This window comes from Streptomyces sp. NPDC007856 (genome assembly GCF_042868225.1).
In the GTDB taxonomy this organism is placed as follows: Bacteria; Actinomycetota; Actinomycetes; order Streptomycetales; family Streptomycetaceae; genus Streptomyces.
The window spans coordinates 74,470-97,040 of record NZ_JBIAEC010000020.1 but is presented as its reverse complement, the minus strand read 5'-3'; the positions used below and the strand labels follow the sequence as shown (position 1 = coordinate 97,040).

General features: G+C 72.0%; 23 protein-coding genes and 1 pseudogene. 10 read left to right on the top strand and 14 right to left on the bottom strand.

Annotated elements, in window-relative coordinates:
- Nucleotides 1-24: 24 nt before the first annotated feature.
- Entirely contained in the window at nt 25-495 is a 471-nt protein-coding gene (locus ACFYOH_RS36670; protein ID WP_388634944.1) for a GNAT family N-acetyltransferase, read from the bottom strand.
- Between the two features lie 49 nt (nt 496-544).
- Nucleotides 545-1,315, bottom strand: coding sequence for an IclR family transcriptional regulator (locus ACFYOH_RS36665; RefSeq protein ID WP_365722126.1), 771 nt, complete (start codon nt 1,313-1,315; stop codon nt 545-547).
- Between the two features lie 131 nt (nt 1,316-1,446).
- Here ACFYOH_RS36665 and ACFYOH_RS36660 point away from each other — a divergent pair, with 131 nt between their 5' ends.
- The 5 genes from ACFYOH_RS36660 (at nt 1,447) to ACFYOH_RS36640 (ending at nt 6,412) form a co-directional block, all read left to right on the top strand.
- Nucleotides 1,447-2,976, top strand: a complete 1,530-nt coding sequence (locus tag ACFYOH_RS36660; protein ID WP_388634942.1) for an aldehyde dehydrogenase (NADP(+)) — start codon at nt 1,447-1,449, stop codon at nt 2,974-2,976.
- A 300-nt stretch (nt 2,977-3,276) separates the two neighbouring features.
- Entirely contained in the window at nt 3,277-3,885 is a 609-nt protein-coding gene (locus tag ACFYOH_RS36655) for a DUF1349 domain-containing protein (protein ID WP_388634940.1), read from the top strand.
- Nucleotides 3,886-3,947: 62 nt separating this feature from the next.
- On the top strand, nt 3,948-4,451 hold the full coding sequence (locus ACFYOH_RS36650; protein WP_388634938.1) for a GNAT family N-acetyltransferase: 504 nt from the start codon (nt 3,948-3,950) through the stop codon (nt 4,449-4,451).
- Between the two features lie 75 nt (nt 4,452-4,526).
- On the top strand, nt 4,527-5,255 hold the full coding sequence (locus tag ACFYOH_RS36645; RefSeq protein ID WP_388634936.1) for a DsbA family oxidoreductase: 729 nt from the start codon (nt 4,527-4,529) through the stop codon (nt 5,253-5,255).
- A gap of 95 nt (nt 5,256-5,350) precedes the next feature.
- Nucleotides 5,351-6,412 (top strand): aminotransferase class V-fold PLP-dependent enzyme, encoded by a 1,062-nt coding sequence (locus ACFYOH_RS36640; RefSeq protein ID WP_388634934.1) that lies wholly within the window; start codon nt 5,351-5,353, stop codon nt 6,410-6,412.
- 228 nt (nt 6,413-6,640) lie between these two features.
- On the opposite strand, the gene thpD is transcribed toward ACFYOH_RS36640, so the two are convergent.
- The 6 genes and pseudogenes from thpD to ACFYOH_RS36610 all read right to left on the bottom strand — a co-directional run.
- Nucleotides 6,641-7,534: an ectoine hydroxylase gene (thpD, locus tag ACFYOH_RS36635; protein WP_388634932.1), complete on the bottom strand. Its 894-nt coding sequence runs from the start codon at nt 7,532-7,534 to the stop codon at nt 6,641-6,643.
- Nucleotides 7,535-7,540: 6 nt separating this feature from the next.
- Complete coding sequence (locus ACFYOH_RS36630; RefSeq protein ID WP_388634930.1) at nt 7,541-7,945, bottom strand: ectoine synthase; 405 nt, start codon at nt 7,943-7,945, stop codon at nt 7,541-7,543.
- 34 nt (nt 7,946-7,979) lie between these two features.
- Entirely contained in the window at nt 7,980-9,251 is a 1,272-nt protein-coding gene (gene ectB, locus ACFYOH_RS36625) for a diaminobutyrate--2-oxoglutarate transaminase (protein WP_388634928.1), read from the bottom strand.
- 13 nt (nt 9,252-9,264) lie between these two features.
- Nucleotides 9,265-9,783: a diaminobutyrate acetyltransferase gene (ectA, locus tag ACFYOH_RS36620; RefSeq protein ID WP_388634926.1), complete on the bottom strand. Its 519-nt coding sequence runs from the start codon at nt 9,781-9,783 to the stop codon at nt 9,265-9,267.
- A 255-nt stretch (nt 9,784-10,038) separates the two neighbouring features.
- Nucleotides 10,039-10,578 carry a DinB family protein gene (locus ACFYOH_RS36615; RefSeq protein WP_388634925.1) on the bottom strand — a complete coding sequence of 180 codons (540 nt, stop codon included), beginning with the start codon at nt 10,576-10,578 and terminating at the stop codon, nt 10,039-10,041.
- A 78-nt stretch (nt 10,579-10,656) separates the two neighbouring features.
- Nucleotides 10,657-11,342 (bottom strand): annotated as a pseudogene (locus tag ACFYOH_RS36610) (aminotransferase class V-fold PLP-dependent enzyme); the annotation flags it as partial.
- Between the two features lie 124 nt (nt 11,343-11,466).
- Between ACFYOH_RS36610 and ACFYOH_RS36605 the strand changes: the two are divergent.
- From ACFYOH_RS36605 to ACFYOH_RS36585, 5 genes are all read left to right on the top strand, one after another.
- Nucleotides 11,467-12,312 (top strand): transporter substrate-binding domain-containing protein, encoded by an 846-nt coding sequence (locus ACFYOH_RS36605; protein WP_388634923.1) that lies wholly within the window; start codon nt 11,467-11,469, stop codon nt 12,310-12,312.
- Nucleotides 12,309-13,142, top strand: coding sequence for an amino acid ABC transporter permease (locus ACFYOH_RS36600; RefSeq protein ID WP_388634921.1), 834 nt, complete (start codon nt 12,309-12,311; stop codon nt 13,140-13,142). The genes ACFYOH_RS36605 and ACFYOH_RS36600 overlap by 4 nt, the downstream gene beginning before the upstream one ends.
- On the top strand, nt 13,139-13,933 hold the full coding sequence (locus tag ACFYOH_RS36595; protein WP_388634919.1) for an amino acid ABC transporter ATP-binding protein: 795 nt from the start codon (nt 13,139-13,141) through the stop codon (nt 13,931-13,933). Before ACFYOH_RS36600 ends, ACFYOH_RS36595 begins: the two co-directional genes overlap by 4 nt.
- Nucleotides 13,934-13,951: 18 nt before the next feature.
- Nucleotides 13,952-15,043, top strand: coding sequence for an amidohydrolase family protein (locus ACFYOH_RS36590; RefSeq protein ID WP_388634917.1), 1,092 nt, complete (start codon nt 13,952-13,954; stop codon nt 15,041-15,043).
- A 168-nt stretch (nt 15,044-15,211) separates the two neighbouring features.
- Nucleotides 15,212-16,114 carry an SCO1860 family LAETG-anchored protein gene (locus ACFYOH_RS36585; RefSeq protein ID WP_388634915.1) on the top strand — a complete coding sequence of 301 codons (903 nt, stop codon included), beginning with the start codon at nt 15,212-15,214 and terminating at the stop codon, nt 16,112-16,114.
- Between the two features lie 100 nt (nt 16,115-16,214).
- Here ACFYOH_RS36585 and cobC read toward each other — a convergent pair whose 3' ends face one another.
- Genes cobC through cobM form a run of 6 tightly spaced genes read right to left on the bottom strand, consistent with a single transcriptional unit; the run spans nt 16,215 to nt 22,547 of the window.
- Nucleotides 16,215-17,276, bottom strand: coding sequence for an Rv2231c family pyridoxal phosphate-dependent protein CobC (gene cobC / locus ACFYOH_RS36580; protein WP_388634913.1), 1,062 nt, complete (start codon nt 17,274-17,276; stop codon nt 16,215-16,217).
- A complete protein-coding gene (locus ACFYOH_RS36575) occupies nt 17,266-18,204 on the bottom strand; it encodes a sirohydrochlorin chelatase (RefSeq protein ID WP_388634911.1) in 939 nt (312 codons plus the stop codon). Before ACFYOH_RS36575 ends, cobC begins: the two co-directional genes overlap by 11 nt.
- The gene (locus ACFYOH_RS36570) at nt 18,201-18,788 is read right to left on the bottom strand and encodes a precorrin-8X methylmutase (RefSeq protein ID WP_388635002.1); all 588 of its coding nucleotides are present in this window, start codon (nt 18,786-18,788) and stop codon (nt 18,201-18,203) included. Before ACFYOH_RS36570 ends, ACFYOH_RS36575 begins: the two co-directional genes overlap by 4 nt.
- Nucleotides 18,789-18,793: 5 nt before the next feature.
- A complete protein-coding gene (gene cobJ, locus ACFYOH_RS36565; RefSeq protein ID WP_388634909.1) occupies nt 18,794-20,488 on the bottom strand; it encodes a precorrin-3B C(17)-methyltransferase in 1,695 nt (564 codons plus the stop codon).
- Nucleotides 20,485-21,732 (bottom strand): precorrin-6y C5,15-methyltransferase (decarboxylating) subunit CbiE, encoded by a 1,248-nt coding sequence (gene cbiE, locus ACFYOH_RS36560; RefSeq protein ID WP_388634907.1) that lies wholly within the window; start codon nt 21,730-21,732, stop codon nt 20,485-20,487. Before cbiE ends, cobJ begins: the two co-directional genes overlap by 4 nt.
- A complete protein-coding gene (cobM, locus tag ACFYOH_RS36555) occupies nt 21,729-22,547 on the bottom strand; it encodes a precorrin-4 C(11)-methyltransferase (RefSeq protein WP_388634905.1) in 819 nt (272 codons plus the stop codon). Before cobM ends, cbiE begins: the two co-directional genes overlap by 4 nt.
- Between the last annotated feature and the right edge of the window lie 24 nt (nt 22,548-22,571).

Here is a 22,571-nt window from a genome sequence, read left to right as displayed (position 1 = left end):
GTCTCCGCCGCATGGGGGAGGCGCTCAGCCCTGCAGGACGAGCACGACCTCCTCGATCTCCTTCCCGCGCCCGTTCGCGTACCCCTGGGCCCGGGCCGTCTCGCGGAAGCCGCACTTCTCCAGCACGCGCAGCGACGCGGCGTTGTCGGCCGCCGCCCGCGCGTACAGCGGCCGTTCGGGCACCTCGGCGAGCAGGGCCCGCAGCGCGGCCGTCGCCACACCGCGGCCCCAGTGGGCGCGGTCGATCCAGTACGTCACCTCGCGCTCGCCGGCCACTCCGTAGACCGCCGCGTTACCGGCCACCTCGCCGTCGGCCAGGACCGTGCGCAGCACGTGGGCGGAGTCGCGCACGCGCTGCCAGTAGGCCGCGAAGGCCTCGTGGTCGTACGGGTTCTCCGGGCCGAACGCGGCCATCCGGACGGCCTCCGGGTCGGTCATCTGCCGGTGGAACACCGGCAGGTCACTGTCCTCGACGGGCCGCAGCGCGATCTCCATGGGAGCCGACCCTACGACAGCGGGGCAGCGGGCACACGACCGCCCGCGCTCAGAGCCTGCGGGTCGCCAGCGTCAGCCGGTCGCGGGCGTCGAACAGCGCGTCCCTGATCATCTGCTCGTGGGCGGGGGTCAGCCGGGCCACCGGCACCGAGCAGCTGATGGCGTCCCGGGCCGGGGTGCGGTAGGGGATCGCCACGCCGAAGCAGCGCAGGCCGAGGGTGTTCTCCTCGCGGTCGACCGCGAAGCCCTGCTCCCGCACCTGGTGCAGCTCCTCGATGAGCTTCTCCCGGTCGGTGATGGTGTTCTCGGTGAGCGCGGGCAGCGTCTCCGGCAGCAGCTTGCGCACCTGTTCGTCGGTGTACGTGGCGAGGATCGCCTTGCCGAGGGAGGTGGAGTGGGCCGGCAGCCGGCGTCCGACCCGGGTGAAGGGGCGCAGATAGTGCTGGGACTGGCGGGTGGCCAGATAGACGACGTTGGTGCCGTCGAGCCGCGCCAGGTGGATGGTCTCCGTGGTGTCGTCGGAGAGCCGGTCCAGGGTCGGCCGGGCGGCGGCCACCACCTCGTCGCCGTCGATGTACGACGTGCCGACCAGCAGCGCCCGCACTCCGATGCCGTACCGCGTGCCCGTCGCGTCGGTCTCCACCCAGCCCAGCTCCACGAGTGTGCGCAGCAGCATGTACAGGCTGGACTTGGGGTAACCCACGGCCTCCTGCACGGCCGCGAGGGAGTGCATGCCGGGCTTGCCGGCGAAGTACTCGAGCAATTCAACGGTCCGCACCGCGGACTTGACCTGGGCCCCGCCTGTCTCGCCAGCCGACATCGCCCTTGACCCCTTCAATCGCCGGGAAATAGTCTCCGAGCAGCACATTCATCATCAGAGACAGTGTTCAGTATATCGAACGCGGCTGATGGGTGACCCTAGTTCTTGCGGCCTTACTGGAGGGACCCGCGGTGGCAGCAGCACCAGTCTGGAGTGTCGACCCGCGTACCGGGAAGCAGCGTGAACAGGTTGCGGTGGAGGCCACAGCCCAGGAGGTGGACACGGCGGTCCGCGCGGCCCACGCCGCGCGCGGCGCCCTCGCCGACCGTGCGGTGCGCTCCGCCTTCCTGCGCTCGGCCGCCGCGGGTCTGGACGCGGCCAGGGACGGCCTGGTCGAGACCGCCGACGCCGAGACCGCGCTCGGCCCGGTCCGGCTGACCGGCGAACTCGCCCGCACCAGCTACCAGCTGCGGGCCTTCGCCGACATCGTCGACGAGGGCGCCTTCCTCGACGTCGTCATCAACCACCCCGACGACACCGCGACCCCACCCGTCCCGGACCTGCGCCGCTACAAGGTGTCGCTCGGTGTCGTCGCCGTCTACTCCGCCTCCAACTTCCCCTTCGCCTTCTCCGTCGCCGGCGGCGACACCGCGAGCGCGCTCGCCGCGGGCTGCCCGGTCGTGGTCAAGGCCCACCCCGACCACCCGGCCCTGTCCGAGCTGGTCGCCAAGGTGCTGCGCCGGGCCGCCGCCGAGCACGGCATCCCCGAGGGCGCCATCGGCCTGGTGCACGGCTTCGAGGCGGGCGTCGAACTGATCAAGCACCCCCTGGTCGCCGCGGCCGGCTTCACCGGCTCGGTGCGGGGCGGGCGCGCCCTCTTCGACGCGGCCGCCGCCCGGCCCGTGCCGATCCCGTTCCACGGTGAGCTGGGCTCGCTGAACCCGGTCCTGGTGACCGAGGCCGCCACGGCCGAGCGCGCCGAGGAGATCGGCACCGGGCTCGCCGGGTCGATGACGCTGGGGGTCGGGCAGTTCTGCGTCAAGCCCGGCCTGGTGCTCGTGCCGTCCGGCGCGGCGGGCGACGGCCTGGTCAAGGCCCTGACGGCAGCGGTGAGCAACACCGAGGCCGGCGTGCTGCTCGACCCCCGGATGCGGGACAACTTCATCGCCGGGGTGGCCGAGCGCGCCCAGCTCCCCGAGGTGGACTCCCCGGTCACCCCGGGCGCGGGCGGCGAGCACACGGTCAGCGCCGGGTTCCTCACGGTGCCGGCGAGCAGGCTGGTCGAGGAGGGGGCCTACGACCGGCTCCTGGAGGAGTGCTTCGGGCCGGTCACCGTGGTGGTCCGCTACGAGGACGAGGGGGAGGCGGCGGCGGTGCTGTCCCGGCTGCCGGGCAACCTGACGGCGACGGTGCAGCTGTCCGCCGAGGAGGCTGCCGGTCAGGGGCGGGGTGCGGAGCTCCTCGCCGAGCTGACCCCGCTGGCCGGGCGCGTCGTGGTCAACGCATGGCCGACGGGGGTCGCGGTGGCGCCGGCCCAGCATCACGGCGGGCCCTACCCCGCGACGACCTCCACCTCCACCTCCGTGGGCGGTACGGCCATCGAGCGGTGGCTGCGGCCGGTCGCCTACCAGAACGCGCCGTCGGCCCTGCTGCCCGCCGAGTTGCGGGACGAGAACCCGCTGGGGCTTCCCCGGCGGTTCAACGGGGTCCTGGAGCGCTAGGCCCTGTCGTCAAACTCCCTCCCCCAGCCTTCGGCCGGGCGGTGCCCCCAGCCCCGCGACGCCATGCACGCTCCCCCAAAGGGGGCACCCCCACTCGCCGCACCGGGCCCGGGCCCAAGTACGCCCAGTACGAGGGCCAGGGCCCGGCACTCCCCAAGCCTTCGGCCGGGGGGACCCCCAGAGCACGCACCTGACGCCGCGAGGCCCGCCCTCCGGGCGGACGGCGGGAGTTTGACGACAGGACCTAGCGCGGACCCGGGCCTTCGAAGCTTGCGTCGGGACGCCTGAGACAATCGGACCATGGACGTGGAACTCCCCGAACTCCCCTTCCTGCTGCGCACATACGGCCCCGACGGGCACTGGTCGTACGAGGACGGCGTGCTCACCGGCTGGGCCGGCCCCCGGCAGGACCGGTTCGTCACCCCCACCGGGGAAGCCCTGGACCCCGCTTCCGACGCGCCCCGGCTGCTGGGCGCACCGGAAGGCGACTTCCAGTTGATCGCGCGGGTCACGGTGGGGTTCAACGCGTCCTTCGACGCGGGCGTGCTCTACGTCCACGTGGGCGAACGGGCCTGGGCCAAGCTCTGCCTGGAGTACTCCCCGGACGTGCCCACCGTCTGCACGGTGGTCACCCGGGGACACTCGGACGACGCCAACTCCTTCACCGTGGAAGGGAGTTCGGTGTGGCTGCGGGTCAGCAGGACCGGGCGGGCCTTCGCCTTCCACGCCTCCCGGGACGGCGCGCACTGGACCTTCGTCCGGCTGTTCACCCTCGGCGACGAGAAGGAGACCGGTGACGCGCTGGTCGGCTTCATGACCCAGTCGCCGCTGGGGGAGGGCTGCGTGGTGACGTACGACCACCTGGAGTTCAGGAACTCCTGGCCGAGCGACCTGCGAGACGGCACCTGAACGGCCCGCTCACGTGCGGTGGGTCTCGGAACCGGGCAGCGGACGGCCGCGTCCTGTACTGCATGATCAGTGACCGTGTGACAGGGACCCGCGTCATCCGTACCGCTCTGCCCGCCGAGGCGGAGAAGATCGCCGCGCTGCACCACCGGGCCCGCGCGACGTACTACCCGGACGGCCTCCCGGACGACGGCATCGACTGGACCGCCGCCTGGCGCGGCGCCGTCGAGCGGCCCGACGGTCATGTGCTGTGCGTGGTGGAAGACGGAGCGATCATCGGCATCGCCTCCTTCCGCACCCCGGACGGCGCCCGCGCGGACACGGTCAAGCTGTTCCAGTTCCATGTCGACCCCGAGCACTGGCGCTCCGGCATCGGTACGGCCCTGCACGCGGCCTGCGTGGAGGAGTGGCAGGCGGACGGCAGGCGCACGGCCGTACTCGACGTGCACGCCGACAACCGGCGCGCCCAGGCCTTCTACGCCCGCCAGGGCTGGGTCCCGGACCCGGAGAACCCGCCGGCCGAGGGCGACCACCACCTCTTCCTGCGCCTCTCCGTGCCCCGGGAATGAACCGGGCTGCTTGAACGTTCACGTACCGGCGGGAGAGAGCCTCCGCGCCCGTACGACCTGGAGAGAGCCGAAGACATGCGCGTCGAGATCTGGAGCGACATCGCCTGCCCCTGGTGCTATGTGGGCAAGGCCCGCTTCGAGAAGGCGCTCGCTGCCTTCCCGCACCGCGAGGACGTCGAGGTCGTACACCGTTCCTTCGAGCTGGACCCGGGCCGCGCCAAGGGCGACGTCCAGCCGGTGATCACCATGCTGACCAGGAAGTACGGCATGACCGAGGCGCAGGCCCAGGCGGGCGAGGACAACCTCGGCGCCCAGGCCGCGGCCGAGGGCCTGGACTACCGCACCCGGGGCCGCGACCACGGCAACACCTTCGACATGCACCGTCTGCTGCACTTCGCCAAGGAGCAGGGCAGGCAGGACGAGCTGATCCAGATCCTCTACCGGGCGAACTTCGCCGAGGAGCGGTCCGTCTTCACCGAGGGCGACGAGCGGCTCGTCGAGCTGGCCGTGGAGTCCGGTCTCGACGCCGAGGCCGTCCGCGAGGTGCTCGCCGACCCGTCCCGCTACGCCGGCGAGGTCCGTGCCGACGAGCGCGAGGCCGCCGAGCTCGGCGCGACCGGCGTGCCCTTCTTCGTCCTGGACCGGAAGTACGGCGTCTCCGGCGCCCAGCCCGCCGAGGTCTTCACCCAGGCGCTCAGCCAGGCCTGGGGCGGGCGCTCCCCGCTGAAGCTGGTCGAGCAGGGAGACCAGGCGGACGGGGCAGCCTGTGGGCCGGACGGGTGCGCGGTGCCGCAGCGGGGCTGAAACCGCAGGTCGGGGCGGACGTATAAGAAGTCCTGAGGGGATCCACGCAAAAATTCGCAATGGACGGGGACTTCACGGGGCCACAGAGTGGACCCATGAAGAACAGGGAGACGTTCGACAGCCTCGTCCGCGCCGAGTTCGCCCCCAAGAACACCTACCTGAACACCGCGAGCAGCGGCCTGCTCCCGGCCCGCACGGTCGCCGCGCTGCACGAGGCGGTGGCCATCCGGGCCGAGGGCCGGCCGCTGGATCCGCTGTTCGACGACGTCGAGGTCGCCCGGGCCGCGTTCGCCCGGCTGGCCGCAGTGCCGGTCACCCGGGTGGCGGCGGGCCCTTCGGTCTCCGCCCAGACCGGCCTGATCGCCGCCTCGCTGCCCGCGGGCGCCGAAGTGCTCACCGCCGAGGACGACTTCACCTCCGTGCTGAACCCGTTCCACGCGCGCGGCGACCTCAAGGTGCGCGCGGTGCCGCTGGAACGGCTCGCCGAGTCGGTCCGTCCGGGCACCGCCCTGGTCGCGGTCAGCGCCGCCCAGTCCGCCGACGGCCGGATCGCCGACCTGCCCGCCCTGCGCGAGGCGACCCGGGCCCACGGTGCGCGCACCTACGTCGACTTCTCCCAGGCCGCCGGCTGGCTGTCGATGGACGCCGACGCCCACGACTTCACCGTCGCGACGACCTTCAAGTGGCTGCTGGGCCCGCACGGGGCGGCCTTCCTCGTCGTCCCCGAGGACTTCGGCGGGCTGTCCCCGCTGCTGGCGGGCTGGGTCGCGGCCGAGGAACCGTGGAACAGCTGCTACGGCCCGGTGACCGAACTCGCCCACTCCGCACGGCGCTTCGACGTCAGCCCGGCCCTGTTCACCTACACCGGGGTAGCGCGGTCGCTGGCCCTGATCGAGGAGCTGGGTGTGGCCGCCGTACAGGCGCACGACCTGGCGCTGGCCGACCGGTTCCGCACCGGACTCGCCTCGCTCGGCCACGAGCCGCTGCCCGCTCCGGGGTCGGCCATCGTCTCCGTGCCCGGACTGGGCGCCCGCCAGCCGGAGTTGAGTCGCGCGGGCATCGAGGTCTCCAACCGCGCCGGCAATCTGCGGGCGTCCTTCCACCTCTACAACACGGAAGCGGACGTGGACCGCCTGCTGGACGTGCTGTCCGGCTGACGGCATGACCGGGCCGGAGCCCCCCGTCCCACACGAGGAGGCCCCGGCCCGGAGCCGTACGTCCGGCGACTACTTCACCGGCGTGAAGTCCCGCGCCCCGATGCTGCATTCTCCGGGGGGCAACCCCCGGACCCCCGGGCGATCTCCGCTCACCGGACGGGAGTGAAATCCCTTGCTCCGATGCTGCATTCTCCGGGGGCAACCCCCGGACCCCCGGCCGATCTCCGCTCACCGGACGGGAGTGAAATCCCTTGCTCCGATGAACGTGGGCCGGCGCACCGGAGCCGCGAACGGCTCGACGGCCGCGTTGTCCACGCTGTTGAACACGATGAACACGTTGCTGCGCGGGAACGGGGTGATGTTGTCGCCCGAGCCGTGCATGCAGTTGCAGTCGAACCAGGTCGCCGAGCCGGCCTTGCCGGTGAACAGCCGGATGCCGTGCTCGCCGGCCAGCGCGGTCAGCGCCTCGTCCGAGGGCGTGCCCGCGTCCTGCATCTGCAGCGACTTCTTGTAGTTGTCCTCGGGCGTGGCGCCGGCGCAGCCCAGGAACGTCCGGTGCGAGCCCGGCATGATCATCAGGCCGCCGTTGGTGTCGAAGTTCTCGGTCAGCGCGATCGAGACGGACACCGTGCGCATGTTCGGCAGCCCGTCCTCGGCGTGCCAGGTCTCGAAGTCCGAGTGCCAGTAGAAGCCGCTCGCGCCGAAGCCGGGCTTGACGTTGATCCGGGACTGGTGGACGTACACGTCCGAGCCGAGGATCTGCCGGGCTCGCCCGACCACGCGCGGGTCGCGCACCAGGTTCGCGAACACCTCGCTGATCTTGTGCACCTCGAAGACCGAGCGGATCTCCTTGGACTTCGGCTCCACGATGGAGCGCTCGTCGGCGCGGATCGCCGGGTCGGTGACCAGCCGGTCCAGCTCGCGCTTGTAGACCTCGACCTCGTCCGGGCCGATCAGCTGGTCGATGGCGAGGAAGCCGTCACGCTCGTACCCCTGCAGCTCGGTCGCGGTGATCGGGCCGGGGGTGTCCGGGGAGCCCCAGACGACCGGGTCCTGACGCGGGACGGTCACCTCGGTGGCGCCACGGGTCGGGTAGAGATCCTTCACGGGGGCAGTGGTCATGGGTTCTCACACCTCCTCGGGCTCGGTGAGCAGCGGGTAGACGCCGTTCTCGTCGTGGTCCTCCCGTCCGGTCACCGGCGGATTGAACACGCAGATGCAGTGGAAGTCCTCCTTGACGCGCAGCGTGTGCCGCTCGTGCCCGTCGAGGAGGTACATGGTGCCGGGCGTGATGGTGTACGTCGTCCCGGCCTCGTGGTCGGTGAGTTCGGCCTCGCCCCGGGTGCAGACGACGGCCTCGATGTGGTTGGCGTACCACATCGACGTCTCGGTGCCGGCGTACAGAATGGTCTCGTGCAGGGAGAAGCCGACCCGCTCCTTGGCGAGGACGATCCGCTTGCTCTCCCAGGTGCCGGACTTCGACTTGACGTGCCGGTCGGTGCCTTCGATGTCCTTGAACGATCGGACGATCACGGTGGTGTTCTCTCTCGGTTGATCAGAGGGTGGGTCAGACGGTCTCGCGGACGGCGCGGGCCAGGATGCTCAGCCCCTCGTCCAGTTCGTCGGGGGTGATGGTGAGGGCGGGCAGCAGCTTGACGACCTCGCCCTGCGGGCCGGACGTCTCGATGAGCAGCCCGAGCTCGAAGGCCCGCCGCGCGATCCGCGAGGCCCGGTCCTTGTCGTGGAACTCCATGCCCCACACCAGCCCGCGCCCGCGGTACTCCTTCACGTCGGCGAGGTTCTCCTCGGTGATGGCGATCAGTGCCTGCTCGACCTGCTCGCCACGGGCGCGGGTCTGCTTCTCCATGGCCGAGCCGTCGGTCCAGTACGTCTCCAGCGCCGCGGTGGCGGTGACGAAAGCGGGGTTGTTGCCCCGGAAGGTGCCGTTGTGCTCGCCCGGCTCCCAGACGTCCAGCTCCGGCTTGAACAGGCACAGCGACATCGGCAGCCCGTAGCCGCTGATGGACTTGGAGACGGTGACGATGTCGGGCGTGATCCCCGCCTCCTCGAACGAGAAGAAGGCACCAGTCCGCCCGCACCCCATCTGGATGTCGTCGACGATCAGCAGCATGTCCTGCCGCTCGCACAACTCCTTGAGCGCGCGCAGCCATTCGGGCCGGGCCACATTGATGCCGCCCTCGCCCTGCACGGTCTCCACGATCACCGCGGCGGGCTTGTTGAGCCCGGAGCCCTGGTCCTCCAGCAGCCGCTCGAACCACAGGAAGTCCGGGACCGTGCCGTCGAAGTAGTTGTCGAACGGCATCGGCGTGCCGTGCACCAGCGGAATGCCCGCGCCGGCCCGCTTGAAGGCGTTGCCGGTGACCGCGAGCGAGCCCAGCGACATCCCGTGGAAGGCGTTGGTGAACGACACGATCGCCTCGCGCGACTTCACCTTGCGGGCCAGCTTCAGCGCCGACTCCACGGCGTTGGTGCCGGTCGGCCCCGGGAACATGACCTTGTACGGCAGATCGCGCGGGCGCAGCACCAGATCCTGGAAGGTCTGCAGGAAGGACCGCTTGGCCGTGGTCGACATGTCCAGCCCGTGGGTCACCCCGTCCCGGGACAGATAGTCGATCAACGCCCGTTTGAGCACGGGGTTGTTGTGGCCGTAGTTGAGTGAGCCGGCACCGGCGAAGAAGTCGAGGTAGGCATGACCGTCCTCGTCGAACATCCGGCTGCCCTGCGCGCGGTCGAAGACCGTGGGCCAGCCGCGGCAGTAGCTGCGCACCTCGGACTCGAGTGTCTCGAAGACGCTGAGGTCGGGCTGGGTGATGGTCACGGTGAATCGCTCCTCAGTGGGCGGTGATGTCGGTCAACGGGCGGATGCGGTAGAGGACTTCGGGGTCGTGCGGGCCGTCCGGGAAAAGCTCGGCGGGGAACAGCACCGCACGCTCCAGGCGCGCGCCGTGCCGGGCGGCGAACGAGGTGAACAGCCGCTCCGAGGCGGTGTTGCCCGGGGTGATGGTGGTCTCCACGTCGGTGACGCCGCGCTCGGCGACCAGGCGCGCGGTCAGCCCGTCCAGCAGTGCGGCCGCGATGCCGAGGCCCCGGTGGCCGGAGTCGACGGCCACCTGCCAGACGAGCAGGGTGCGGGGGTGCTCCGGCCGCACATAGCCGGTGACGAAACCGACCGGTTCCCCGTCCGCACCGCGCGCCACCGCCGAGGTGCCGGCGAAGTCCCGGCACCACAGCAGATAGCTGTACGACGAGTTCAGGTCGAGGGTTTTCGAGTCCTTGGCGAGACGCCAGAGCGCGGCTCCGTCAGTCACCGCCGGCTGGTCGATGAGCAGGTCTGCGGGTGCGGCAGTCATGCGGCACGAATTTAGCGAGGTGAATTAGGAAATGCACGGGCGTGGTTGCTGGGCCGCAGCGAGGGCATGGTGAAATGCCGGAATTGACCCGCATCAAATGGGGACAAAGTTACCGCACTGTGGAGTGTGTCACATGGTGGAAACCGTCAAATAATCGCTGGGAAACTTCCCTGTTTAGTCTTGCAAAAAGCGGGCAGAAGAAGACGGGAAGCTGCCACCCGGAAAAGTGGCGGGAATTGTGAAACTAAATTGAATTCAGGCTCCGGTGACCCCGTCGATTCGTTCACGCAGAATGTCGGCATGCCCGTTGTGTCGGGCGTACTCCTCGATGAGGTGGATCAGCACCCAGCGCACACTGACCTCGACGCCCGTCATCGGCTCGTCGACGATCCGCCCGGTGTCCGCCAGGTCCCGCCCGGCGAGCAGCTCCCGGCCGCGCGCGATCTCCCGCCGCCACACGCCCAGGGCCGCCTCCAGTCCCCGCCCCGGATCGAGGGCGTACCCCGTCTCCTCCCCGAACACCGGCGGCACGTCCAGCCCGGCCAGCACCCGCTGGAACCAGTTCCGTTCGACTTCGGCGAGGTGCTGCACGAGCCCGAGCAGCGTCAACGACGAAGGCTCGGCGGAGGCCTGCCGCACCTGCGCGTCGTCCAGCCCCCGGCACTTCAGCTCCAGCGTGGCCCGGTGAAAGTCCAGCCAGCCCTCCAGCATGGCGCGCTCGGACCCGGTCATCGGGGGGACGGGCCGGCCGTCGGGGAGGGTGTGCGGGGTCTGAGGCGTCTGCGGCATGGTCATACGGGGAGGATGGCACGGGCCACTGACATCGACGTGGGGGAGCGACACGCAGGGGGCCGGAGCTCCCAGGGCCCGGCGTCAGATTCCGAGCGCCGTCCCGAGCGCCGCCAGGCACCTCTGCACCGTCTCCGGCGAGGCATCCGCACCGTAATGGTCGACCCGGATCATCTCCTCGGCCAGCGCCCCACCGCCTGCGGCGATCGGCAGTGTCGGGTCGTCGGCCAGGGCGTGCGTCACCAACTCCGCGGCGAGCATGCCCGACGGCACCCGAAGCGTGGTGGCCACCGGCGCCGCGTCCTTCTCCTCGTACACATACGGCTCAAGGCCCCCGCCCAGGGCCACCGCACCGGCCCGCGTGGCCGGCGCGGCGCTCCGGTGCCGGCCATCACCGCATCGAGCCCCACCGACTCGATCCGCTCCAGGCATGCCTCCAGCGTCGGCATCTCCAACTGCGCCGGAGCGTGCGGCAGCACCTTGCGGCCCGCGTCGGTCCAGCGCTCCTTCCAGTCCAGCAGGGACAGACAGGAGCGCCGCGGCGCGTCCGGCAGCACCGGCTCCGCGCCCGCGGTGGCGACCGCGTCCAGGCAGAACAGCGCGCCCTGGGCCCGCATCGCCTCGCCGATCTCCGCGACCGGGTCGGTGTTCCCGGTCGCCGCCTCCGCGTGCACCAGCGACACGAAGTCGATCTCCGGGTGCACGGCGAACGCCTCCCGGATCCGGCCTGCGGTGACCGCCGTGTGGAAGGGAACGGAGAGGTCGTACACCGCCAGCGGGGGCAACTCCACCGATCTTAGGTCCAACCACCCCCTGACCATCGGTTTGGTTTGAGAGACTCAAACTCTTCCTTATAATCGGAACCCACAGTTCCCCCACAGAGAAGATTCCCCCATGAAAACGCTCCTCGGACGCCGGACCCGCCTCCTGGCTGCCACCACCGCGACCGCCGGGCTGGTCCTCGTCGTGGCCGGCTGCTCCTCGAGCGGGGGGAGCGGCGGTGCCACCGTCAAGGGCGTCCACGTCGTCAAGGCCGGTCAGCTGACCACCTGCACCCACCTGCCGTACCCGCCGTTCCAGTCGGAGATCAACGGCAAGGTGCAGGGCTTCGACGTCTCCCTCATCGACCTCGTCGCCAAGAACCTCGGCGTCAAGCAGCAGATCGTCGACACGCCGTTCGAGAACTTCAAGACCGGCGCCTTCCTGAACTCCGGCCAGTGCGACCTGGCCGCCGCCGGCATGACGATCACGCCCGAGCGCAAGAAGAACGTCGACTTCTCCGACCCGTACTTCGAGGCCACCCAGGCCGTCCTCGTCGCCAAGAACAGCGGCATCACCTCGCTCGCCGACGTCAAGACCAAGGGCAGGAAGCTCGGCGCCCAGGCGCAGACCACCGGCGAGGACTACGTCAAGGGCAAGGGCTACGACCCGATCTCCTTCGAATCGTCCGACGCGGTCCTCAACGGCCTGCGCACCGGCCAGGTCCAGGCCGTCGTCATCGACTACCCGGTCGTCCAGGGCTGGCTGAAGGACAAGGCCAACGCGGACAAGTTCAAGGTCGTCGACAACCTCAAGACCGGCGAGCAGTACGGCTTCACGGTCAAGAAGGGCAACACGGCGCTGCGCGAGGCCATCGACAAGGCACTGAAGGACGCCAAGGCCGACGGCACCTACAAGAAGCTCTACGAGCAGTGGATCGGCCCGTACCACGCCTCCGTGGCCTCTCCCGCCGCCTCATGACCGACGCGGACGTACAACTCCAGCCGAAGAAGCAGGGGCTGACGCGACGCCAGAAGCGCCGGCTGTCGCGCGGCGTCCAGTACGCCGTCTTCGTCGCCGCCGTGATCGCCATCGCGGTCACGGCGGACTGGGGCCGGCTGCAGAACCAGTTCGCGCAGGGCGGCATCGCGAAGCAGATGTGGCCGGACGTCATCACGCTGGCGCTGAAGAACACTGTCCTGTACACGGTGTCCGGCTTCGTCCTCGGACTGGTGCTCGGCCTGGTCATCGCGCTGATGCGGCTGTCCTCCGTGGGGCCGTACCGCTGGGTGGCCGGCATCTACATCGAGATCTTCCGCGGCCTGCCCGCCCTGCTGATCTTCGTCTTCATCGCGGTGGCCGTCCCGCTGGCCTTCCCGGGCACGGAGATCCCCGGCGGCACCTACGGCAAGGGCGCGCTCGGCCTCGGACTCATCGGTGCCGCCTACATCGCGGAGACGTTCCGCGCCGGCATCCAGGCGGTGCCCAAGGGGCAGACGGAGGCGGCGCGTTCGCTGGGCTTCTCGCCCGCCCGCGCGATGATCTCCATCATCATCCCGCAGGCTTTCCGGATCATCCTCCCGCCCCTCACCAACGAGCTGATCATGCTCTTCAAGGACTCCTCCCTGGTGCTGCTGCTGGGCGTGACCCTGGAGGAGCGCGAGCTGTCCAAGTACGGCCGGGACCTGGCGAGCACCACCGCCAACTCCACGCCGATCCTGGTCGCGGGCCTGTGCTATCTGCTGGTCACCATCCCGCTCGGCTTCGTCGCCCGCCGTCTGGAGGCCAAGGCCCAGAAGGAGATCAAGTGACCCGCCCCGAGATCCGCGTCCAGGACCTGCACAAGTCCTTCGGTGACAACCACGTCCTGCGCGGCATCGACCTGGAGATCGGCCGGGGCGAGGTCGTCTGCGTCATCGGCCCCTCCGGCTCCGGCAAGTCGACCCTCCTGCGCTGTGTGAACCTGCTGGAGGAGCCCACCAAGGGCCAGGTCTTCGTCGGCGGCACCGAACTCACCGACCCGGACGTCGACATCGACGCCGTACGCCGCCGCATCGGCATGGTCTTCCAGCAGTTCAACCTCTTCCCGCACCTCAGCGTCACCGAGAACCTCACGCTGCCCCAGCGCAGGGTCCTCAGGCGGGACAAGGCGACGGCCGTGAGGATCGCCGCCGAGAACCTCGCCCGGGTCGGCCTGGCCGAGAAGGCGGAGGCCTACCCCTCCTCCCTCTCCGGCGGCCAGCAGCAGCGCGTGGCGATCGCCCGGGCGCTGGCGATGGGCCCGGAGGTCATGCTCTTCGACGAGCCGACGTCCGCCCTCGACCCGGAACTGGTCGGCGATGTCCTCGCCGTCATGCGCATGCTCGCCCGCGAGGGCATGACGATGATGGTCGTCACCCACGAGATGAGCTTCGCCCGCGAGGTCGCCGACCGGGTCGTCTTCATGGACGGCGGCGTGATCGTCGAGGACGGCACCCCCGACCAGGTCATCGGCGACCCGCAGCACGAACGCACCCGCCACTTCCTGTCCCGGCTCCTGGACCCGGCGATGGCCGAGGTCGAGGAGGAGACCTCGGACCGGGTGGGTAAGGACCAGCCGTAGGTCGTTAAGGTGCAGAGCATGAGCGATGGCGCGGTGCTGCACGTGAAGGGGCGGGTCCTCGTCGGACCCGAGGACGTCCGCGACGAGCTGTGGGTGGTCGGGGGCCGGGTGACCTACGACCGCCCCGCCGGGGCCCGGGACGTCCGTACCGTCGAGGGCTGGGCGCTGCCCGGCCTGGCCGACGCGCACTGCCATGTGGGCCTCGGCCCGGACGGCCCGGTCGACGCGGGCACTGCCGAGAAGCAGGCGCTCACCGACCGCGATGCCGGCACCCTGCTGATCCGGGACGCCGGTTCGCCGTCCGACACACGCTGGATCGACGACCGCGAGGATCTGCCGAAGATCAAACGGGCTGGCCGGCACATCGCCCGCACCCGTCGCTACATCCGCAACTACGCCTGGGAGATCGAGCCGGACGACCTGGTCGCCTACGTCGCCCAGGAGGCCGAGCGCGGCGACGGCTGGGTGAAGCTGGTCGGCGACTGGCTCGACCGCGATCTCGGCGACCTCGCCCCCTGCTGGCCGCGCGAGGCGGTCGAGGCGGCCATCGCCGAGGCACACCGGCTCGGCGCCCGCGTCACCGCGCACTGCTTCGCGGAGAGCTCCCTGCGCGACCTGGTCGAGGCGGGCATCGACTGCGTCGAGCACGCCACCGGTCTCACGGACGACCTGATCCCGCTCTTCGCCGAGCGGGAGGTCGCGATCGTCCCCACCCTCGTGAACATCGCCACGTTCCCGCGGCTCGCGGACGGCGGCGAGAAGAAGTTCCCGCGCTGGTCGGCACACATGCGCCGGCTGCACGAGCGCCGCTACGACACCGTCCGCAACGCTTACGACGCCGGTATCCAGGTCTACGCCGGCACGGACGCCGGCGGCTCGCTGGCCCACGGACTGGTCGCGGCGGAGGTGGCGGAACTCGTCACCGCAGGCGTCCCCGCCGTGGACGCCGTCTCGGCGGCGTGCTGGGGCGCCCGCGCCTTTCTCGCCGCCCCCAACCTCGTGGAGGGCGCACCGGCCGACCTCGTGGTGTACGAGGCCGACCCGCGCGCGGACGTACGGGTGCTGGCGGCACCGCGCCGGGTGGTGCTGAACGGGATCGTGATCGAGTAGGCGCGCAGGGGCGCAAGGGACCGTCGGGAACACCTGTGCCCGCTGATTCGAATCGACGTGCGGGAGATTCACGTTTGAGTGAAGTGACGCAGGATTGCTGACCGTTCACCCACAGTGCGTACAAGGTTGACGGGTCCCAAGCATGTTCCCACTGGGGGTCCCACCGCCTTGAACAGCAACAACTTCCGCATGCCCGCACGCCGACTCGCCGCCGCGGCGACGGTCACCGCCCTCGCGGCGGCGCCCGCGGTCCTCGGCGCGGGCGCCGCGCACGCGACCGGTGACCACGGTCGCGCCTCCGCCGTCGTCCTGCGCACCGGGCTCGACGTGTCCCTGCTCAACAAGACCGTCGACGTGCCGCTCGCCGTCTCCCTCAACGAGGTCCAGGCACCGCAGAGCGCCGACCGGACCGCGCTGTCCGCCCGGCTCGACGGCGTGGCCGACGGCAGGCCGTTCACGGTCCTCGGCGCGGACGTCGCCTCGGCGAAGGCCACCGTGACCGCCCGGCGCGCCGAGGGCTCGGTCCGGCTCGTCGACGCCAAGCTGCACGTCCCCGGCCTGCCCCTGCTGTCCCTGATCGAGGTCGGCACGGTCACCGCCAGGGCGACCTGCGAGGCGGGCAAGGCGCCCGTGGCCGCCGCGAACGTCCTCGGCTCCGTCACCGTCCTCGGCAAGCGCGTCACCCTGACCGCCGGCGGCCCGAGCGAGGTCAAGGTGCCCGGCGTCGGCGAGGTCCGCCTCGACCTCGCCCAGCGGCGCACCACGACCCGCACGGCCGCCGCCACCGCCCTCGAACTCAAGGTCTCCGTCAACCCCTTGAAGCTCAACGTGGCCGACGTCGAAGGCACGGTCACTCTGGCGAAGGCCACCTGCGAGTCCCCGACGGTCTCGCCGAGCGGGCACCCGGTGCCGAGCCACGACCCGGCCGCCGGCGTGAAGCCCCAGGGAGCCCGACAGGACCTCGCGGAGACCGGCGGCAGCTCCGCGACCCCGTACATCGCGGGCGGCGCGCTGGCGCTGGTGCTGCTCGGCGGGGGAGCGGTGACGGTGGCCCGGCGCCGCAAGGGCTGAGCCACCTGCCGGTGCCGCTCCCCGCTCGGCGGGGGCTCGGCCGTCACGCCGGGTAGGGAGCGGCCTCCCGGCCCGAGCGGGTGGGCGAGGCGGAGCCCGGCTACCGGAGCGCGACGGACAGCGCCGACAGAAACCCGCTCACCGTGACCCGGTCCCGCACCGCCACCCGCACCCATTCCGCACCGAGCCCCGGAAACGTGTCCCCCCGCCGCACCGCATAGCCAAGCTCACGCAACCGGTGCCGTACCGCCGCGGCCCCCGGCATACGGACCAGCACGAACGGCCCCTCCGCAGGCCCCACCACCCGTACTCCCAGGGAGGCGAACTCCGACAGCCCCGCCACCAGATGGACCCGGTCCGCAGCGATGCGATGCGCCGCATGCCCCGCCTCCGCCAGCGCCCGCGGCGTCACACACGCCCGAGCGGCGGCCAGCGCGGGCGTGGACACCGGCCACAACGGCTGAGCCCGCTCCAGTTCGGCGATGATCTCCACAGGAGCCATCACATACCCGATCCGCAGCCCGGCCAGCCCCCAGGTCTTGGTCAGACTACGCAGCACGACCAGCCCCGGCACATCGGTCCGCCCGGCCAGTGCCTCCCGCTCACCCGGCACCGCGTCCATGAACGCCTCGTCGACCACCAGCACCCGCCCGGGCCGGGCGAGTCGGGCGATCGCCTCCGCCGGATGCAGCACCGACGTCGGGTTGGTCGGATTCCCGATGACCACCAGGTCCGCCTCCTCCGGCACCGCCGCCGGATCCAGCCGGAACCCGTCCTCCGCCCGCAGCAGCACCCGGTCCACGCTGTGCCCCGCGTCCCGGAGCGCCGCCTCCGGCTCGGTGAACTGCGGATGCACCACGACCGGTCGCCGTACCTTCAGCGCACGGGCGAGCAGCACGAACGCCTCTGCCGCGCCCGCCGTCAGCAGCACCCGCTCCACCGGCAGCCCGTGCCGCGCCGCCACCGCCGCCCGCGCGGCCCGCCCGTCCGGATAGGCCGCGAGGGACGACAGCGAGCCGGCGATCTCCTCCCGCAGCCACGGCGGGGGCGTGTCCGCACGGACGTTGACGGCGAGGTCGGTCAACGCCGCCCCGTCGTCGCGCACTTCGGCGTCCCCGTGATGCCGCAGATCGTGCCCGGACCCAGTCCCGTCAGTGCGCATGGCTGTGCGAGTGCCCCCCGTGATGGTGATGTCCGTGACCGTGCCCGGAGCCGTGGTGGCCGTGGTCGTCCGGGTGGAAGTGCGGCTGCTGCGGCAGCCCCACCTTGTCCTCGAAGCCCGGCAGCGCGATCCGGTAGACGCACGAGTCGCAGTTCATGCGCAGATCGCCCTTGACGGCCTCCTCGTACCGCTCCTTCACCAGGTCCAGCAGCTCCGGCTCGGGCCCGATGACATCCGCCGACCGCACCTCGATCTCCGGGTGCGCGGCCGCCCATCCCTCGGTCTGCTGCCGCACCCGGTCCGGCAGAATCCCGGTGAACAGGAAGTAGGGGAGTACGACGATCCGCCGTGCCCCCAGCGCCGCGCACCGGTCCAGCCCGCTGGGCACGTCCGGCGCCGCCAGCGACACGAACGCCGTCTCCACCCCGGCGTACCCGCGCCCCTCCCACAGCAGCCGCGCCGCCTTGTACACCTCGGCGTTGGCGTCGGGGTCGGTGGAGCCGCGCCCCACCAGCAGCACGGTCACATCGGCCCGGTCCTCGGGGCTCCTCGCGGCGGAGCCCAGCGCCTCGTCCAGCCGCCGCTCCAGCACGCTCAGCAGCGCCGGGTGCGGGCCCAGCGGACGGCCGTAGGTGTACGAGATGCCCGGGTGCCGTTCCTTCTCGCGGGCCAGCGCGGCCGGGATGTCGCCCTTGGCGTGCCCGGCGGACACCAGCATCAGCGGCACGGTGGCGAACCGGCGTACGCCCCGCGCCACCAGTCCGGCGACGACCTCGCCCAGCGGCGGCGCGGACAGCTCGATGAAGCCGCCCGCGACCGGCATGTCGGAGCGGAGCTGCAACTGCCGCACGAAGTCGCGGAACGCCTCGGCTCCGGCGTCGTCACGGGTGCCGTGTCCGGCGATGAGCAGGGCGGGCGGGGTGGTCACGAGGTCTCCTCAGGCGAAACGGGGTGGTACAGCAGGGCGTTGAGCGCGGCGGCGGCGACCGCCGACCCGCCCTTCTCGGACACGTTGCTCACGGCGGGCAGCCCGCTCGCGCGCAGCGCGGCCTTGGACTCGGCCGCGCCGACGAATCCGACGGGCAGGCCGATGACGAGCGCGGGGGAGGCGTCCAGGGTGAGCAGCTCCTCCAGGGCGGTCGGCGCGCAGCCGATCACCCACAGCGCGCCGGGTCCGACCTGCTCGTAGGCGAGCCGGACGGCATGGGCCGAACGGGTCAGCCCGGGGCCGGACGCGGCCTCCTTCAGCCGGCAGACCGTCTCCCGGCGGGTGATGCCGGCCGCGACCATCTCCACGTCCACGACGACCGGCGCCCCGGCGTGCAGCGCCGCGTGCGCCTTGACCAGGTCGTCCTCGGCCATGACGAGATCGGTCGCGTACTCCGGGTCGGCGGCGGAGTGGATGACCCGCTCCACCACCGCCCGGGTGAGCGGCGGGAAGTGCGAGGTGTCCAGGCGGGCGCGCAGCCGGCGGAAGGACTCCTGCTCGATGGGGTGGACCACACGGGCCACAGGGTTCACTGGGCGCCCTCCTGGGTGCGTTCCTGCCAGCGGTAGCCGCGCGGTGTCACCATGCGTCCCGCGATGATCCGGGTGGCCGTGTTGCCCACGGTGACGACCGTCATCATGTCGACCGACGCCGGATCCAGTTCGGCGAGGGTCGTGACCCGGCTCGACTCGTCCGGCCGGGACGCGTTGCGCACGACACCCACCGGCGTCGTCGGCTCCCGGTGCCCGGCGAGGATCGCGAGCGCCTTCGGCAGCTGCCAGTCGCGGCCCCGGGAGCGCGGGTTGTAGAAGGTGACGACGATGTCCGCCTCGGCCGCCGCCCGCACCCGCCGCTCGATGACCTCCCACGGCGTGTGCAGGTCGGACAGGCTGATGGACACGTGGTCGTGGCCCAGCGGCGCGCCCAGGACCGCCGCGGCGGCCAGCGCGGCCGTCACCCCGGGCACCCCGACCACGTCGATGTCGTCGGAGGCCTCGGCGAGCGCCGGGGACGCCATGGCGTACACGCCCGCGTCCCCGCTGCCGATCAGCGCGACCGCATGCCCCTCGCGGGCCTCGGCGACCGCCGTGCGCGCCCGCTCCTCCTCGGCGCCGAGCCCCGACTTCAGCACCCGGGTGCCGGGACGCAGCAGGTCGCGGATCTGGTCCACGTACTGGTCGAGCCCGACCAGCACCGAGGCCCGGCGCAACTCGGCCGCCGCGCGCGGGGTCAGCAGGTCCCGGGCGCCGGGCCCGAGCCCGACCACCGCGAGCCGCCCGCGCCCCGGACGCCGTACGACGGCACAGGTCGTCATGGCGGGGCGGCCGTGCGACTTCTTCTTGGGCACGAGGAGTTCGCCGCCGCGCACCAGAGCCGCCGCCTCCGCCACCGACGGCGTGCCGACGGCCGTGAGCGGCGCGTCCGACGGATTGGGCACCTCGACGGCGGCCAGCTCCTCGGCGGAGTACGTCACCAGCGGCACCCCCAGCCGCGCTGCGGCGGCCACGATGCCCGGCTCCTCGGACTTGGCGTCCACGGTGGCGAGTTCGGCCACGGACCGCGGCGAGAGCCCCGCCTCCCGCAGCGCGCCCTCGACCAGACCCAGCACCTCCTCCACCGGCGCGCCCGTTGAGGCGCCGACCCCGACCACCAGCGAGGGCGGCCTCAGCAGCACCTCGCGCTCGCCGGGCTCGACGGCCCGGTCGGTGAGCCGGATCGTGTACGCCGCCTGAGCCGAGGTCGGCAGCGGCGGCAGGGGCCAGGCCAACTCGGCCTCCAGCGCGACCGGTTCACCGTCCAGCAGGGCGCGGGACACGGCCGCGACCGAGCCCTCGTAGGGCAGTCCCAGCGTATCCAGACCCGCGAGCCCCACCGAGTCCGTCGCGGTCGTCACCACCGGCTCGGCACCGAGCAACTCACCGACTGCGCGGGCGAGTTCGTTGGCCCCGCCGCCGTGCCCGCCGACCAGCGACACCGCGAACCGGCCGCCCTCGTCCACGCAGACCACACCCGGATCGGCCGTCTTGTCGCCGAGGAGCGGTGCGAGCAGCCGTACCACCGCGCCCGTCGCCAGGAAGCACACCAGCTGCTCGCACTCGGCGAACGCGGACCGCACCGCCTCTTTGACGGGTCCCTCGTACACCCGCGTCCGGTCCGGCCAGGCCGCGGCCAGCCGGTCCCGTGCCGCCGCTCCCGCCGCGGTGGCGGAAATCAGGCCGATCACTGGAGAACTCCTTCACTAGGCACCGGGGTTCTGACGCCCCACAGCAGAAACACAGGATTGGTCGCCGCGAGCCGGGTCACGTCCCCGGGGAGCGGCGCCAGGCGCGAGGACTGCAGCAGCACCCCGTCGCAGGTGAACCCGGCGGCCGTGAGCGCCTCGCGGGCCGCCGGCACCCGGTCGACGGCGGCCATGGCGACGACGACCGCACGCCGGGCCCGCCGCGCGCACGCGCCCACGACGGCGGGCAGTTCACGCCCTCCGCCGCCGACGAACACGGCGTCGGGATCGCCGGCGAGCCCGGCAAGGACGTCCGGCGCCGCGCCGTGCACCACGTCCACGTCCACGCCGTGCGCGCGGGCGTTGGCGCGGATCCGCTCCACCCCGTCCGCCGCCTTCTCCACGGCGACGACGGCCGCGCCGAGCCGCGCGCACTCGACGGCCACGGAGCCGGAACCCGAGCCCACGTCCCACACCAGGTCGCCGAGGCGCGGCCCCAGCCGGGCCAGGGCGAGCGCCCGCACCTCGAACTTGGTGATCATGGAGTCACGGTGCGTGAACTCGTCCTCGTCCAGGGCCCACCGGGAAGGCCGCGCGGGAACCCCGGCAACCGTGCGCACCGGCCCGAGCGCCCGTGCCTCGTCCAGACACAGCACCACGCTCACCGCCGTTCCCCAGTCCCGGGCGGCGGCCTCGGCCGGAGTGAGCCGTTCGACGCGCTCCTGCGCGGAGCCGAGCGCGGAGGCGACGACGAGGACCCGCCCGGGCACACCCGGGCCGTGCAGCAGCGCCGCGCCCAGTTCCGCCGGCCCCGCGCCCGGCCCCGTCAGCACCGCCACCTTCGGGCGCGCCCGGCACACATTGACCGCCGTACGCAGCTCCCGGCCATGCGCGCTGACCACCACGGCGTCGTCCCACGGCAGCCCCACCCGCGCGAACGCGGCGGCGACGGACGAGACCCCGGGCCGCACCTCCAGCCGCCGCGGCCCGAACCGCTCGGCCAGCGCCCGCACGATCCCGAAGAACCCCGGGTCGCCGGAGGCCAGCACCACCACGGGAAGCTCTTTGTCGACATATTCGGCGATCGTGTCCAGGGCGGGCGCCAGCGGCCCGAGCACGATGCGCTCGGCGCCCTCCGGCAGCCGTACCGCGTCCAGGTGCCGGCGGCCGCCGACGACGAGGGCGGCCCCGGCGGGGAGATCCTCCGGAACCGGCGCCCCCGTCCCCGTGCCGACGACCGTGATCAACTGCTCGCTCCCCGCTCGCGCAGGGCCCGCCGGGCCTCGGGGTCGGCCTTGCGGTACCCGTGGAAGTGGCCGGGGTGGTACAGGTGCGAGCGGGTGCCGTGCGCGTCCAGCGCCGAGCCGACCAGGAAGAGCGTGTGCTTCCAGAGCCTGTGCTCCTTGACCGTCTCCTCCAGCGTGCCGACCGTGCACCTCACCACCAGCTCCTCCGGCCAGGTCGCCTGGTAGGCGACGACCACCGGGGTGTCCGTCGGATAGCCGCCCTCCAGCAGCTCGCGCACCAGCTGCCCGCTGCGTGCGGCGGAGAGGAAGATCGCCATCGTCGTACCGTGCCGGGCGAACTCCCGCACCTCTTCCCCGGGCGGCATCGGCGTCTTGCCGCCGCCCAGCCGGGTGAGGACGACGGACTGCGCGACCTCGGGGATGGTCAGCTCGCGGCGTGCGAGTGCGGCGACGGCGGAGAAGGCGGACACCCCGGGTACGACCTCGGTCTCGATCCCGATCTCGGCGCACCGGTCCAGCTGCTCCTGCGTGCCGCCCCACAGCGCCGGGTCGCCGGAGTGGATCCGCGCCACCTTCAGACCCTCGGCGTGGGCGCGCCGGTAGACGGCGACGACCTCCTCCAGGGGCATGGTCGCCGAGTCCAGGACCTCCGCGTCCGCACGCGCGTGTTCGAGGACCTCCGCCTGGACCAGGCTCGCCGCCCAGATCACCACGTCCGCCTCCGCGATGGCGCGCGCGGCGCGGAACGTCAGCAGATCGGCGGCGCCGGGGCCGGCGCCGACGAACGTCACCTTGCCGGTGGGGGCATCGGCCATGGGAAGGGTCCTCTCGTACGGGAA